General features: G+C 41.7%; 13 protein-coding genes. 7 read left to right on the top strand and 6 right to left on the bottom strand.

The window, feature by feature from the left end; translation table 11 throughout:
- Window positions 1–239 precede the first annotated feature (239 nt).
- Entirely contained in the window at window positions 240–782 is a 543-nt protein-coding gene (locus tag V7L01_RS24880; RefSeq protein WP_335039468.1) for a DM9 repeat-containing protein, read from the top strand.
- Window positions 783–962: 180 nt separating this feature from the next.
- Here V7L01_RS24880 and V7L01_RS24875 read toward each other — a convergent pair whose 3' ends face one another.
- From V7L01_RS24875 to V7L01_RS24860, 4 genes are all read right to left on the bottom strand, one after another.
- The gene (locus tag V7L01_RS24875) at window positions 963–3,047 is read right to left on the bottom strand and encodes a glycoside hydrolase family 10 protein (RefSeq protein ID WP_335039466.1); all 2,085 of its coding nucleotides are present in this window, start codon (window positions 3,045–3,047) and stop codon (window positions 963–965) included.
- A 228-nt stretch (window positions 3,048–3,275) separates the two neighbouring features.
- The gene (locus tag V7L01_RS24870; protein ID WP_335039463.1) at window positions 3,276–3,848 is read right to left on the bottom strand and encodes an HdeD family acid-resistance protein; all 573 of its coding nucleotides are present in this window, start codon (window positions 3,846–3,848) and stop codon (window positions 3,276–3,278) included.
- Window positions 3,849–4,033: 185 nt separating this feature from the next.
- Window positions 4,034–4,591 carry an alpha/beta hydrolase gene (locus V7L01_RS24865; RefSeq protein ID WP_335039460.1) on the bottom strand — a complete coding sequence of 186 codons (558 nt, stop codon included), beginning with the start codon at window positions 4,589–4,591 and terminating at the stop codon, window positions 4,034–4,036.
- A gap of 180 nt (window positions 4,592–4,771) precedes the next feature.
- Window positions 4,772–4,963, bottom strand: coding sequence for a bromodomain-containing protein (locus V7L01_RS24860; protein ID WP_335039457.1), 192 nt, complete (start codon window positions 4,961–4,963; stop codon window positions 4,772–4,774).
- A gap of 981 nt (window positions 4,964–5,944) precedes the next feature.
- Here V7L01_RS24860 and V7L01_RS24855 point away from each other — a divergent pair.
- Complete coding sequence (locus V7L01_RS24855; RefSeq protein ID WP_335039455.1) at window positions 5,945–6,709, top strand: PPC domain-containing protein; 765 nt, start codon at window positions 5,945–5,947, stop codon at window positions 6,707–6,709.
- A 456-nt stretch (window positions 6,710–7,165) separates the two neighbouring features.
- On the opposite strand, the gene V7L01_RS24850 is transcribed toward V7L01_RS24855, so the two are convergent.
- Entirely contained in the window at window positions 7,166–7,495 is a 330-nt protein-coding gene (locus tag V7L01_RS24850; protein WP_335039452.1) for a hypothetical protein, read from the bottom strand.
- 37 nt (window positions 7,496–7,532) lie between these two features.
- Complete coding sequence (locus V7L01_RS24845) at window positions 7,533–7,736, bottom strand: hypothetical protein (RefSeq protein WP_335039450.1); 204 nt, start codon at window positions 7,734–7,736, stop codon at window positions 7,533–7,535.
- Window positions 7,737–8,272: 536 nt separating this feature from the next.
- Between V7L01_RS24845 and V7L01_RS24840 the strand changes: the two genes are divergently transcribed.
- The 5 genes from V7L01_RS24840 (at window position 8,273) to V7L01_RS24820 (ending at window position 15,723) form a co-directional block, all read left to right on the top strand.
- Window positions 8,273–9,031 carry a pre-peptidase C-terminal domain-containing protein gene (locus tag V7L01_RS24840; protein ID WP_335039448.1) on the top strand — a complete coding sequence of 253 codons (759 nt, stop codon included), beginning with the start codon at window positions 8,273–8,275 and terminating at the stop codon, window positions 9,029–9,031.
- 236 nt (window positions 9,032–9,267) lie between these two features.
- The gene (locus tag V7L01_RS24835) at window positions 9,268–10,068 is read left to right on the top strand and encodes a peptidylprolyl isomerase (RefSeq protein WP_335039447.1); all 801 of its coding nucleotides are present in this window, start codon (window positions 9,268–9,270) and stop codon (window positions 10,066–10,068) included.
- 25 nt (window positions 10,069–10,093) lie between these two features.
- Window positions 10,094–13,039, top strand: a complete 2,946-nt coding sequence (locus V7L01_RS24830; protein WP_335039445.1) for a peptidase domain-containing ABC transporter — start codon at window positions 10,094–10,096, stop codon at window positions 13,037–13,039.
- Between the two features lie 405 nt (window positions 13,040–13,444).
- Entirely contained in the window at window positions 13,445–14,947 is a 1,503-nt protein-coding gene (locus V7L01_RS24825; protein ID WP_335039443.1) for an HlyD family efflux transporter periplasmic adaptor subunit, read from the top strand.
- A gap of 251 nt (window positions 14,948–15,198) precedes the next feature.
- Window positions 15,199–15,723 (top strand): hypothetical protein, encoded by a 525-nt coding sequence (locus V7L01_RS24820; protein WP_335039441.1) that lies wholly within the window; start codon window positions 15,199–15,201, stop codon window positions 15,721–15,723.
- Window positions 15,724–15,795: the final 72 nt, after the last annotated feature.

The following is a 15,795-nucleotide window of genomic DNA, read 5'->3' as shown; positions in this document are numbered from 1 at the left end:
AGGTAGGTGGCTTTAGCTGAAATGTCCAGATGGTAAGGCTTCTAAAAAGTTTTGCTTTACTGAATCTTGTAAGAATGTAACTGTAACTTTTTATTTTTCTTTTACGAACGCATAATAAAACATGAAAATATTAGATTGGGTTTTTAATAAGTTAATTCTTTTCAAATATTAATTTATTATTTACTACTCTCCAAAAGGTTAATTTTACGATTTTTCTAAAAAGTGGGAGTTTATCAAATATGCAATTGAAAACTATCGCAACAAATTTAATAAAATTTAATCGGAGCGCTACACTTCTATCAGTTGGAATAGTAGTTTCTATAGGATTACCTGCATTAGCGGCTGTTTCAAGGACTAATGTGAAACCCAATACTAGTAATTCTAGTCGTTATATTACAGGTGGTACTGAGGATAATGGTAGGAACACATTGTATATTTGTTCAACCATTGTTGATGGGGAGTATACACCTGGAAAATACTATCCACCAAATCAAAGATGCTACGTTTCATGGGGAGGTAAAGAATATTCTTACACATCGCCAATCAGATTTTACGCAACTAATAGCTGGACATGGGGAAATTTTCCGGGGTACATCGTTGGTAATAATGTTGCAGGTGGCACTGAGGATAATGGTAGAAACACATTATATTTTTGCCGAGCCGTTGTTGATGGGGAGTATACACCAGGGAAATACTATCCACCAAATAAAACCTGCTACGTTCCTTGGGGTGGACGAGAATACCAATACAGGAGCAATTTCCAGATTCTATTTGCAAACTAAATTGGTACTTGGCAACTTTTGGTAAAGATAGAAAGAAATGGCTTGAGCAGATCGTCAAAAGGTCAACTCCAAAGCTCAAGCCAGCAAAAATAGTCATCTCAGTACCCATAGCTACAGGTGTACTGTCTTAACCCAAATGAGTTACAGAGATATCTAGAAGTGAGAAATCCGGGTTTGGGTTCAACTCACTGTAATAACTGTTCCCACACTCTCATTCGCCAATCTATCTACCGCACACACGGCATAGGTTCCCGCTTGTTGGACTGTAGCGAAGGTTGTGCCAGCAGACAAAATTCGCTGAATTGTCCAAGTATCGCCAGTTTGTCGATAAAGTGTCCAAGAACGAACTGGCTGATTATCACCAGGCTGCCAATTCAGTTTGCGGTTATTTACTTGTAGTTCAATGGGTGGAGGGAGTGGTGATGTATCCTGCCAAGACAAAGTTGGCGGTAGCGCAGGTTTGTTATAAAGCAGACTTTGGAATTTATCAGCAATGCCCTGACTATTTTCCGCCAAAACACCGATATTAAAGAAGATATTCCCCAGTGACAACTGTCCAGCTTGGCTACGACTAATTTTCACCTGCTTTTCAATCTCATCACTCTCCCGACTTTTATTGCTGGGTTCTGTCAAATTGTTACCAGCGTAAACATGTCTTTGCTTTGTGTTTACCTCTGTCCACCACTTTAGCAACGCTGAATAACTTTGTTGTGGTTGGTCTGTGCGCCAGTAAAGTTGAGGCGCGATATAATCAATCCAGCCTTCTTCTAACCATTTTTTCGAGTCAGCATACAGCACATTGTAAGCATCCAACCCAGTAATACCAGCAGGTTGTCCGGGGCGATAAATCCCAAAGGGACTAATACCAAATTTAACGTCGGGTTTGGTTAGTTTAATTCCCTGCCAGAGGCGCTGTACCATTCTGTTAACATTGTCGCGTCGCCAGTCGCCAAGGCTGAGTGTACCACCAGTTGCTTTATATGCAGCGTAGGTTTTGTCATCGGGGAAAGGTTGTCCCTCGATGGGATATGGATAGAAATAATCATCTAAGTGAATGCCATCAACATCGTAGCGCTTCACTACGTCGATAATTACGTTGTAAGCTCTGTCCTGAACTATTTTTAGTCCTGGGTCCATCCAACGTTGAGTTTTCCACAAATAAACGCTTTCTGGATTGGTAGCTGCTATGTGGGGACGGACTGTTTTGGCTGGGTCGGTGGAAGTGCTAGCGCGGTAGGGGTTAAACCAGGCATGGAGTTCAATATTGCGCTTGTGACATTCTGCGATCGCAAACGCCAAAGGATCGTAAAATGGTTCTGGTGCTTTCCCCTGAGTTCCTGTAATCCAAGCACTCCAAGGCTCTAATTTAGATTCATACAAGGCATCTCCCTCCGGTCGCACCTGGAAAATGAGGGCATTGAAGTTTAGCGCTTGTAATTTACTAATAATCTCGCTAAGTTCGGCTTTTTGTTGGGCTACAGAAAGTCCCGCTTTGGAAGGCCAATCACCATTCCACACAGATACTACCCATGCCCCCCGGAACTCCCGGCTATGATTTACCCTAACGCTACCGACAGGTGTAGGTGTGGGTGTCGGCGTTGGTATGGGCGTTGGTATCGGCGTTGGTATTGGTGTTGGTGTTGGCGTTGGTATTGGCAGCTGCACTAGGTAACTAGAGACAATTTTTTCTGCCTTACCTAAATAGACCAAAGCTTGATAAATGATCGCTGCCACATCTGCACGGGTGGCTGCGAGATTGGGATTGAGTAATTTGATATTTGGGAAACTAACCACCAATCCAGCACTAGTGGCAATAGCTACCTGATTTCTACCATACCCAGGAATCTGAACAGAATCTTGATAAATTTGTGGGAGTTGTGAGAGGAGTTCAGGTTTTACCTTGGTGGCTACTTCTAAGCCTCCTACCAAGGAAACTAAAACTTCCACCCTAGTAATTCGGTTAGCTGAACGGAAAGTTTTATCAGGAAACCCGGTAAGAAATGCTTTTTCGTAAGCTGCTTGAATGGCTGCTGCTGCCCAATAATTAGTGGGTACATCAACAAAGGGAACATACTGCCGTTTCTTGGAAACTGTCCCAAATGCGTTGGCGATAATGGCGGCAAATTCAGCGCGGGTAACTGAGTTATCGGGGCGATAAGTGCCGTTAGGCAACCCATTGACAATACCACGTTGGGCTAAGGCTGTAATAAATGAGCGTGCCCAATGGTTTTGAATATCCGAGAAGGGAGTAGCAATAGATACCATTGTTGATTGCAGCTAGCTGGCCTTGATTTTGATTTCCTTAGCTAATTTAGCAATATCAGAGCGATCGCTGCTGCAATGTCTTATAAAGTTTCACTACTCAATTTTTGGGCATTGAAAAGAGGCAGAGGGGCAGGGTGCAAAGGAGAGGAATTTTCCCCCTGCCCCCTGCCCCCTGCCCCCTGCTCCCCGGCTCCCCGGCTCCCCTGCTTCTTCCCCATTCCCTATCTACTAAGTAGGATTTGCAGCTTCATTAGTAGGATTGGAGGTAGAACGCGCATTCAATGACAGCATTACGCGTGAAACGCCAGTGAAAAGAATGCTGACACCAACTAGTGTCCCAAGAAGCCAGGGCGAATTGAAGGGCCACTGGAACCAAATCATTGCGCCTAAGACCAGCGTAATAATCCCATTACCTAGTATCCACGTCCAGTTATCTTGCGGACGTAACCGGAATGCCAGAATTAACTCGAATGTACCTTCAGCCAGTAAAAAGCTGCCAAGCAACAGAGTCAGTGTGAGAATACCTGTAAAAGGATAAACAAACAGCATTATGCCGGTTGCAATATAGAGTCCGCTCAATAGAAGTTTCCAAATAAAACCTCCTTGGTGGCGGGTTTGAGTGGCATAAACTAGTTTTGTAAATCCGGCGAAAATCAAAATCACCGCAATCCAAGTCTCGGCGAATATGGTCGAGAGGTTAGGCGCTGCGATCGCAATAACCCCAAAAATAGTCAAAAGAACACCACTTATCAGTGACCCATTAACATCCTTCTTAATATCTTTAGAAACATCGGTTGTCATACAAATCTTTTCCCTATTCTTAAACTAAACTCTACATTTAGGTTAGGGAATTTCTAAGTAAGAGGGTATGAACCCTAAGATAGACTCATCAGTATTAACTTAATCGCGATCGTGACTAAGAATTTACGACTCTTGAAATACCAAATTAATCATCCGATCGCAACTGTATTATGTCTATGTAACCCTTACAATAGCTCTGCAAGATTGCTTAGGCGTTCATAAACACCGATGAGACGATCTCCTTCAAGTTCAACAGCAGTATTTGGATAATTCTGAATGGCTCCAAGCAGTGTAACTTCACCATTTTGTTGAATAGATGCACTTAAAGCACTTTGCAGCGCTTGCTGATTTAGTTGTCCTGCGGGAGGGTGAACTACTTCACCAATTTGGTTAACCAAAATTGGCCCTGCCCAGCTAGACAGTAAGTTATTTAAAAAAGCAGGATCGGCTTTTATACGAGCTTTCAGTGCCTTACGAGCTACTGCGGGGTCTTGTTGGGCCGCCTGCAAATAAGCTGTTAACGTCGGGGTAGTTTTACCAGTTTCTGTAAACTGAGTTAATTCTTGAACAGATATTTGCCCCTGAAAACTACCATACTTTAAGATAACTTGCTCGGCAGCATTAGCATTAGTAGTTGAGAGGAGAACAATAGCACATATACTTACACCTAAACCTACTGTTTGAGTGAGTAACTTAGTAAATTTCCTATTGTTTAATCGATTGAAAAGTTGAGAAATCTGCATTTTGTGGAGTTTTATAATGGTGTGGAGCGTACATAGGCACAAAATGCCCAAGCTGTATATGGTTTCAAAAAATTCTTGCTACAGGTAGATGATTAGGGGCGTACAGCTATACGCCCCTACAGCCAATTTGTTGCAAAGATTTTTGGAAATGGTGTTATTAAGCCTTTTCATTAGGCGAAGCTAATGAGGTAATATTGACCGATCTTCGTCTAAGGTTGGTGCAGGTATACCCAAATGCTTCCTTGCAGATTCTTCAGCTAGCTTTCGGTCTTGCTCGTTCTCGAACTGACTCTCATCTAACAAATGAGGGTTTTTGGCTGCTTCGTCTCGGCTTGGTTTATAGCCATTTTTCCACCTGTACTTCCAGTCCATAATTTGAAAGGCAGATATACTGCGATTTGATTACATAGTTCTTCATACTAGGCGCTTAATGGAAAATGAGACTCTTGCTATAGGTTGAAGAAACTCATTCAGAGGGTATAAATTTTACATTATCTTAGAGTAAAAATACTCTAATGGGCAGGGCTTGAGCGATTAGCACGCAAAGAACAAGCCATGAGTGGCGATCGCAAACATAATAACTAAGCTAAAAAACATCTTTGCATAATCGAATTAAACATCAATACGCTTGGGTTAAGCTTTTTTCTCTCCCCCTGCAACGCCAGCCTGCCTTAACAGATTCGATGGGGCAGTTTCGCCCATGATGTGAAGGTGTAAGAAGCGATCGTAACTCAGCGATCGCCTAAAGGCTACTACATCCAGTTAAGCATAAGAAACCTCTGGTAACTCAGAGGTTTTTTTGTATCAATTTATTACAACAATTTTTTGGTATGACCAAGGTTTGCCAAAACGATCGCCTAGTTCTTCACACATCCCTTATTTCTAGGACTTACGCGAGAACTCTCTGAAACCCTCTTTCCTTCGTGTCCTTCTTTCTCTGCGAGACGCTACGCGAACGCGGTTCGTTTTTTCATAATTTTGCGTAAGTCCTTATTTCATCAAACTCATTCTCAATTACGCCAACGGCGAATTATATGACTTTTTCTGACTAAATAATACAAAGCAGTTTGAATTGACTTTCAAACACCTAACTATTGAGGTCTTTTTCATGCTGTGTTTATTGAAGAAACAGCTTAATTTAGATTCATGGTTAAACAACAGGTTTTGAACGCGGCAAGCACAAAAGCAAACAGCTAAGGCTCTATTGAAGATAATAAATAATATTTATTTTCATTAAACTACTAAGCCGCCAAATTCCAGTAAATGTAACTTCAAATAGAAAGTTTACATCTGTGCAAACCACAACTTACCTGAATTTGACCAAATCACAATCAGCACTTAAAGGACAAAAAAATGGCACTTTTCAATCTTGGTACAGTAGGTAGCACCCCTGTTGTCAGAGATAACTTTACTTTAACTACTACAGACCCCACAGATGTTTTTAAGTTCCAAATCACCAGCGGCAAAAACATCAACCTGTCTCTGACAGACATCAGCGCTGGTGATGATGCCGACATCCGACTGTTTAAGGATGCTAACCTTAACGGTGTATTAGACGACTTCGACCGAAAAGTTGGACTTGTTTCCAATCGCGGAAGCAACCAAGATGAGGCGATTAACTTTAAAACTAGCCCAGGTACTTTTTTTGCGGAAGTATCTCGCTTTACTCCAGGTAGTTCAGGCAGTGTTAGTTACGATTTAGCCTTGTCTGCAACTGCACCATCTGGAACTTTTCCGATTTCAGCCAGTTTCAGTAACCTTCTACCTAAAGAATTTGTACTTGGTAACTTGTCAGCTGATGTTACTCGTACAGGTAACGTCAATAACCAAAACACTACTGATGTTTACAACTTCTCTTTGGGATTTTTTGAGGGTGTCAACATTAAATTGAACGGACTGAACGGCGATGCTGACATCCGGCTGATTCGGGACTCTAACAACAATCGCATCGTTGATGCTGGTGAGGAAGTTGCACGCTCTACTAGTGGAGGTACTGGGTCAGAGCTTATTTCCAACACTAACTTATCTGGTGACTACTTCTTGCAAGTCACTCAATTCTCTACCTCTAACTACACTGTGACTTTCGACCACTTCACTACCCCCCAAGCTTTAGTTTAGGCATCGGCAGTGGTGAGTAGTACTTGAAAGTTTTGTACGGCAATGCTTTCAAGAGTATGCAAATGATGTAAGCGGCAAAGAATTCTATCTGAACTTTGCCGCTTTTATTCCCCACTTTAGACAAAAAAATTACATCAGACTTAACTAAAGCGGACTGAGCAACGATGCTGATATCCAACTAATTTGAGACTTTAATTGCAATCGAGGAAATTGCCCGTTCTATTAAGAGCGGTATTACCTCAGATATTATTTCCAATATTAATAATGCTGGTAAATACTTTCTACAGGTCGAGTAATTCAAAGATAGCGCTAACTACACTTTGACTTTTAACTAGTTCACCACCCCCTTTGCTTAAGTTTAGGCATCGGGAGTGGTGACTAGTACTTGAAAGTATTGTACGGCAATTTTTTCAAGGGTATGCAAATGATACAAGCGGCAAAAAGTTATACCTGAACTTACCGCTTCATTGGATAAATTATAGCTGCATCGATCAAATATTTCAACAAAATTGATGTTAAAGATTTTTTAAGCTTCCTTCGGGGAAGGGATTTAGGCACAGATGTATGTCTGTGGGGTTCTATCGTCGGTTGATGAAGTGAAGTGTAACAAGTGACGAGTGAAAACTCATAAATTAGCGATCGCTTAAAGACTACCAGAAACATCCAGTTAATCATAAGAAACCTCTGAATTACCAGAGGTTTTTTCGTATCAATATATACATTTATTTTTGTGACAAAAGTTTGCCAAAGCGATCGCTTGACGCAAGCTTTCACTTGCTTCTTCACATATCCAAGGCTTACGCACTCAGATTCCCCAACCCTCTTAAAAAGTTGGCTCTAGAAATTCTCCCCTTAAAAAGCTACAGTGTACACGCAAGTCTCTTGATGCATCGACCTGCAATGTCAATGCATCGACCTGCAATGCCAATGCATCAACCTGCAATGCCAATGCATCGACCTGTAATGTTAATGCATCGACCTGCAATGCCAATGCATCGACCTGCAATGCCAATGCATCGACCTGCAATGCTTATGCATCGACCTGCAATGCCAATGCATCGACCTGCAATGCTTATAAAAATTAACTCACTCTACGTTACGCAGCAACTCTAAAAGACTTATGTGTACACAGTAGCCTTTTTAAGGCCTGCTCAGAGGAATCTAAGTTTTAGACTTTAGTGCGTAAGTCTTAACATCCCTTATTTCATCAAACTCATTCTCAATTACGCCAATGGTGAGTCATAAGACTTTTTATGACTAAACAATACAAAACACTTGAAATTTACTTGAACAAACACCTAACTATAGAAGTCTTTTTCATGCTGTGTTTATTGAAAAAACAGTTTAATTTAGATTCATAGATAAACAACAAGTTCTGAACACGGCAAGCACACAACCAAATAGCTAAGGCTCTATTGAAAATAATACATAATATTTATTTTCATCAAACCCTAAGCCATTAATTCCCGTAAATATCGATTTAAATCGAAGATTTACATCTGTGCAAACCATAACTTCATCTGAACTTGATCGCATCACAATCAACATCTAAAGGACAAAAAAATGGCACTTTTCGATCTTGGTACACTCGGTAGCACCCCTGTTGTTAAGAATAACTCTGATTTAACTACATCTGATACCACGGATGTCTTTCAGTTCAAAACCACCAGTGGCAAAAATATCAACCTGTCTCTCACAGATATCAGCGCGGGTGATGATGCCGATATCCGGCTGTTTAAGGATTCTAACCTTAACGGTGTATTGGATGACTTCGACCGAAAAGTTGGAATTGTTTCCAATCACGGAAGCAACCAAGATGAGGCGATTAACTTTAAAACTAGCCCAGGTACTTTTTTTGCGGAAGTATCTCGCTTTGCTCCAGGTAGTTCAGGCAATGTCAGTTACAATTTAGCCTTATCTGCGACTGAACCTGCTGGAACTTTTCCGATTTCAGCCAGTTCCAGCAACCTTCTACCTAAAGAATTTGTACTTGGTGACTTGTCAGGTAATATCACTCGTACAGGTAACGTCAATAACCAGAATACTACTGATGTTTACAGCTTCTCTTTGGGATTTCGTCAGGGTGCTGACATCAGATTGGAAGGATTAAGCGCCGATGCTGATATCCGGGTGATTCGAGATTCTAACAACAATCGTATCGTCGATGCAGGTGAGGTAATTGCCAGCTCTAATAATGGAGGTATTACTTCGGAACTGATTTCCAACATTAGTGTACGTGGTGACTACTTCTTGCAGGTAACTGAATTCACTGGCGCCACTAACTACAACGTGACTTTTAACCAGTTCTCTGTCCCTGCTTAAGTTTAGGCATTAGCAGTGGTGAATAGTACTTGAAAGCTTTGTACGGCAATGCTTTCAAGAGTATGCAAATGATGCAAGCGGTACAAATCCATACCTGAACTTTACCGCTTGCATTTCTCAATTTATCTCTGCATGGCTCATATCGTGTCCGGTTAAAGACTTATCATTAAGACTGCAAGGGGGCAGGGAGCAGGGAGCAGGGGGAGAAAGACTTTTCAAGTTTTTGCACAAATATTATGAATAAAACATTACAACTAGGCGATGCCTACGACGGGCGTAGCGGCAGCGCCATCTTACCGCCAGAAATTATCCCCTTTTTAGCAAGTTACAATCTAATCCCGCAATTGTTATCTCAGAGCATTATTGAATTAGCGATCGCACCAATTACCTGCACACAAGCCGAAACAACTCAGGCTCTAGAGCAATTTTATCAGCTTTGGGATTTAAACAGCGAAGAAAAAATCCAAGATTGGTGTTTGCGTTATGGTTTAACTCAAGCACAACTAGAACTTTTCGCCACCCGCAAGCTGAGAGTAGAAAAATTCAAACAAATAACTTGGGGACATCAACTAGAATCTTACTTCCTCAAATACAAAAGACATTTTGATAAAGTCATTTATTCTTTAATTCGGACTAATAACAGAGGAACTGCTAACGAGCTATTCTTCCGAATTACAGAAGGAGAGCAGCCATTCTCTGAGTTGGCGCGTGAATATTCCCAAGGCCTTGAAGCTGATACAAGCGGCATCCTCGGCCCAGTGGAACTTGGTACAATTACCCCAAATTTTGCTCGGTTACTTTGCACAAGCCAAGTGGGTATAGTTCAACCACCCGTACCCTTTGGAGACTCATGGATAATTGTCCGTGTGGAAAAGTTTATAACTGCACAGTTGGACGATTTTATGCGCCAACGATTGCTGCAAGAGAATTTTGAAACTTGGTTTCAACAACAACTGAATCAACTATCACCAGAAGAAAAAACCTGGATGGGAATCAACACCAAACCCGCACAGGTTCAAGAAGCAAATGCTGCCTAGAAGTTATTAAAATAGGATGTCTAAAATGACGACAAATACAACCGTTGATATTCAAGAATTTATTGCCGATTTGTTTCCTTTCAATTATCTGCCAAAAAATGCTTTAGAAAGTTTGCTAGACAAGGTGCAATTTTGCCGCTATCGCATCGGGCAGGTAATAGTAGCACGGGAAGCTATGCCCGCTCAGATTAGCATTATCTACCAAGGACAAGCGCGTTTATTAGGCTACAATACTCAAGGACAAAATCCAGCGACACTGAAATTACTCTCAGCAGGAGAGGTTTTGGGTTGGGTAAGTCATGTGCGGGGTATTGCATGTGAGACTGCGATCGCTTCTACTGAAGTTATCGCGATTAATCTACCTATTGCTAGTTTTCTAACCTTACTCAAGCAGGAAGAGGCTTTTGTCCAAGCATTGCAAAATGAAATCGCTCTTTTAGAAGTATATGAACTACTCACCGAAGAACTCAGTCGTCGCGCAGATGGGAGCAAGAATGTAATTAAGCTTGCCCAGGCTGCAACTGAAGTTGCTATCCTCCGAACCATCCCTGCCCGCAAAGTCTTTCACCAGCAGTTAAATTCAGAATTTTTGTGGTTAGTCAGCAGTAATTTTGATGCTGAGTTCCCCGTGGGTAGTCGCCTAGAGTTGGATGAACTCAACCCTAAGCTGAAATTTAATGTAAATATGCGTCTGGTGGGGTTACCCAAATCAATACTTGGAGAAAATCTCGCCCCTCATACGCCAAAAATACTCTTACCCGCAGAGATTCCCTACGCCTCAGAAGTTACTGTCACAGAAGAACCAGCAGCTAAGGGGAAACAAAAAAAGTATCCTTATATCAAGGGTAGAGGCCCCTTAGATGGTTCCCTAGCTTGCTTCCAAATGTTGAGCCAATACTTTAACATCTCCTGGCGCAAAGATACACTCCGCCGGGTGTTGACAAAGCAGCAGGAACAGAAAGGTATTATATCTCTGCAATTTTGCGCCGCCGCCGCCGAGTTGATGGGGTTGACAACACAGATAGTGAAAGTTCCCGCCGTCGCAGTTGGACGCTTGCAATTACCAGTAATGATTTCGTGGCAAGATAGTTTTGCCATCATTTACAAAAATAGCGATCGAGAGTTGCTCATTGCTGTTCCAGAGATGGGACTACTGCGCTACAAACTCCGAGACTTTGAAGAAAATTGGGGGGCTGGAGGAGAAGTTCTACTGCTACAAACCACCAAAAATACTCCCAAGGCGCGGTTTAGTTTGAGTTGGTTTGTACCCTCGCTGCGGCGCTATCGCAAAGTATTAATTGAAGTATTAATCGCTTCCATTGTTATCCAACTGTTTGGGCTGGTAAATCCCCTCGCTACACAGGTGATTATTGACAAAGTACTGGTTGGTAACAGCCCTGATACCCTGGAAGTTTTCGGCATCTTTTTGCTGGTAGTAGCAGTCATCGAAGCAATACTTACCAGCGTTCGCACTCATTTATTTACAGATACCACTAACCGGATTGACCTCACCCTTGGTTCTGAGGTGATTAATCACCTGTTGCGTCTGCCATTATCTTACTTTGAACGCCGTCCTGTGGGGGAATTGGCAACGCGAATTCACGAATTGGAAAACATCCGTTCTTTCTTGACTGGTACAGCTTTAACTGTGGTGATGGATGCTGTGTTTTCAGTGGTTTACATCGTAGTAATGGCAATTTACAGCCCAGTGTTGACATTAGTTGCTTTGGCAACAGTACCGTTGTTTGGCTTGCTCAACTTGATGGTATCACCTTTGATGCGGCGACAATTGCAAGAGAAAGCTGAGTGTAATGCCGAGACGCAATCTTACTTAGTGGAAGTAATGGGGGGAATGCAGACAGTCAAGGCGCAAAATTTAGAAATGCGATCGCGTTGGCAATGGCAAGAACGATATGCTCGTTACATCAGCGCTGGTTTCAAAACAGTTTCTACCCAAACTACCGCCAGTTCTGTTAGCAGTTTTCTCAACAAGTTTTCCAGCATGTTAGTGCTGTGGGTGGGAGCTTTTCTCGTCCTCAATCAGCAACTTACCTTGGGACAACTCATCGCCTTTCGCATCCTGGCTGGTTATGTCACTAGTCCCTTGTTACGGTTAATGCAACTTTGGCAGAACTTTCAAGAAACCGCCCTATCTCTGCAACGCCTTGCTGATATTTTAGACACTCCCCAAGAAACAGAAATCGGCAACTCTCAAAATATCCTCATGCCCAGTATTCAAGGTAGCGTCCGCTTTGAAAATCTCAGCTTCAGTTTCGCGGAACACGGGCCGATGCAACTATGCAATATTAACTTAGATTTCCCTGCTGGCTCCTTTGTGGGAATTGTTGGTCAAAGCGGTTCCGGTAAAAGCACTCTGCTAAAATTGTTACCTCGGCTTTACGAACCCAAGTCCGGCAAAATCTTGATTGATGGCTACGATATCAGCAAAGTAGAACTTTATTCCTTACGCCGTCAGATTGGGATGGTGCTACAAGATACCCTCCTGTTTGATGGGACAGTCCGGGAAAACATTGCCTTGGGATATCCTGATGCTAGCGATGAAGAAATTATTACCGCCGCCAAGGTAGCATTCGCCCACGACTTTATTATGTCTCTGCCCAATGGCTATAACACCCGTGTCGGCGAACGAGGTTCGGGGCTGTCTGGAGGACAACGCCAACGAGTAGCGATCGCTCGTACTGTTCTGCAAAATCCCCAATTACTGATTCTCGATGAAGCAACGAGCGCCTTAGATTACAATGCCGAAGCCCAAGTCTGCGGTAACTTGGCGAGAACTTTCCAAGGTAAAACAGTATTTTTCATTACTCACCGCCTCAGCACAATTCGCAACGCCGATATCATTTTAATGATGGATCGAGGTGCTGTGGTAGAACAGGGAACTCATGAAGAATTGATGGCGCTCAAAGGTTATTACTACTGTCTGTATCAGCAACAGGAAGCGAAAGTTTAGTCATTAGTCATTAGTCATTAGTCATTTGTCATTAGTCATTTGTCATTAGTCATTAGTCATTAGTCATTTGTCATTTGTCATTTGTCATTTGTCATTAGTCATTTGTCAGCCGTAAATACTATTGTTTCAACTTTAAATAATGAAACTTCAAGCTTAAAACTCGATACTTCAGCCTTTGAACTCGGAAGTTGAGCCTTTTTACTCGAACGTTGAGCCTTTGAACTCGGAAGTTGAGCCTTTTTACTCGAACGTTGAGCCTTTGAACTCGGAAGTTGCACCTTTTTGCTTGAACGTTGAGCCTTTGAACTCGGAACTTTAACCTTAGCACTCCTAACTCTTGTACAGACGCGATTAATCGCGTCTCTCTGCACTCCCCAATGCCCCATTCCCCATTCCCCATTTATTATGAACATTCAATATAAATTCGATCGACCAGTACTTTTGCAACAAACTCCTACTTGGTCGCGAGCGATCGCTTGGACTATTATCGGAGTTAGCGCCTTCACCGTAATCTGGGCCTCAGTTTTCCAAATTGATGAATCAATTCATGCGACTGGCAAGTTAGAACCACAGGGTGCAGTCAAAGAAATTCAGGCTCCGGTTCATGGTGTTGTTAACGAGATTCTAGTCAAAGATGGTCAGCGAGTCAAAAAAGGTGAAACGCTCGTTACCCTAGAAAAAACTTCTTCTGAGGCGGAGTTAACTTCATTAAAACAAAGTCGGGCGGCTCAATTACTTGCAAAACAAGCACTAGAGCAAGAAAATGACTTCTATCGCCGTCAGCTTCAAGGGAGCATATCACTACAGGAAGTAGCACAGCAAACTGCTCTGTTGAAAATTAAACCAGAACTAGCCTTCTTGACCAAAAGTCGAGCCGCGATTATTGCCGAAAACCAGTTGTATCGGACACAGTTAAACGGTGCGACTGCTGGAAATACTTTCACAAGAGAGCAACAGTTACGCTTGCGAAATCGCCAAATAGAATTAGAATCGCGTTTAGCCACAGCTAATTTAGAAACGGGACAGACGCAACAGCAATTTTTCCAGACTCAGGCACAGTTAACTAGTGCTAAAGAGTTGCTGATAATTAATCAAAAAATTCTTCATAAATTTGAACCTCTAGCACAGCAGGGGGCTATCTCCCAAATACAATACTTGAAACAGCAACAGGATGTCAGCACTAAACAAGCTGAAGTGATCCAACTGAGTAGAGAACAGCAGCGATTACAATTAGCGATCGCACAGTCAAATGAAAAATTCCGCAATACTGCGGCTGTGTCTCAAGAAGACTTACTTGCCAAAATTACAGATAATGACAAAAATATTGCCGGAATTGATAGCCAATTAACCAAGGTAATTGTAGATAATCAGAAACGCATCTATGAAATTAATGGTCAAATTGGAGAGATTGATAGTAAGTTAATTCAGGCAGAACAAACCCTGAAATATCAGAAAATTACTGCACCCGTAGATGGAACTGTCTTTGAACTCAAAGCCAAAACAGCAGGATTTGTGGTTAATTCCAGCGAACCGCTTTTGAAACTCGTTCCTAGCGATAACTTGGTTGCTAATGTATACATCACCAACCGCGACATCGGCTTTGTCAAAGAAGGGCAACAAGTGGATGTGAGAATTGATTCCTTTCCCTTCCAAGAGTATGGTGATATCAAAGGCGAATTAGTTGAGATTGGCTCTGATGCTCTACCTCCAGACCAAGTTTATAATTTCTGGCGTTTTTCCGCAAAAGTCCGCCTACATGGGCAGAAATTACTGATTAATCAGCGTCAAGTTCCATTGCAATCAGGTATGTCCATTAATGCTAATGTGAAATTACGTCAGCGCACGATTATGAGTATCTTCACTGATTTCTTAGTACAAAAGACTGAAAGCTTAAAGTCTCTCCGCTGAACAAAAGCATTGAAAAACCTCCCTTCTATTCCTCTCTCCTTCTAGGGGAGACTCTTTATACTAAGTTGCGTTCTAATGTATAATTTAAGTTAGCCTAGTGAATGCTAACAAATAAAGGCAAACAATAGGCGATCGCACAAGAGTTAGCTGGGTTTTATGTTTTAAAGCTTTACTCTACCAGTAAACATAACAATTGATAAGCCTATTTTTTGGCTCAAATAACAAAAAATTATGACTATGGAGTATTACTAATGAAAAGTGTAACTAGTGCAGCACTTATTTTAACATTTCTTAGCGGAGTAAATTGTCTCCCTAGCTATGGACTATTATCAAATATCAAGCCTTCAAGAATAGAAGCCCAATCAATTGCTCAAGGTAATAATCAACAGTTTAACCACAGAGTTAAAACTACCTTAGATACTCAATTTAATCTGAAGTATGGACAGATAGCTTACCTTCAAAATGAAAATATTGAAATAAAATTTTCAAAAGTTATCCAGGATTCTAGGTGTCCTTCTAATGTAAATTGTATTTGGCAAGGGCAAGTTGTTATTGAATTAGACATCATAAAAAATGGTAAGAAGGTTTCAACATTAACGCTAACCCTTATACCAGGTCGTGATGTTCCACCAATTCAATTTTTAGATAAATATACGGTGACATTGAGAGACGTTTTGCCTTACCCAAAGAGCGGAATTAATGTTGTGACCAAAGACTACATTGCTAGAATCGTTGTTGCTAAGGGACTTCCAAGCAATAAAATCCCCACTAATTAAAAATTACAATTATTGTAGAGCGTTAGAAATTAAAGGGTTGTAAGGGTATGGGGTAATACGCTTGAGCTTTTA

This window comes from Nostoc sp., assembly GCF_036917095.1.
GTDB lineage: Bacteria > Cyanobacteriota > Cyanobacteriia > Cyanobacteriales > Nostocaceae > Nostoc.
The sequence above is the reverse complement of the archived record's forward strand: the minus strand, read 5'-3'. Positions and strand labels throughout refer to the sequence as shown.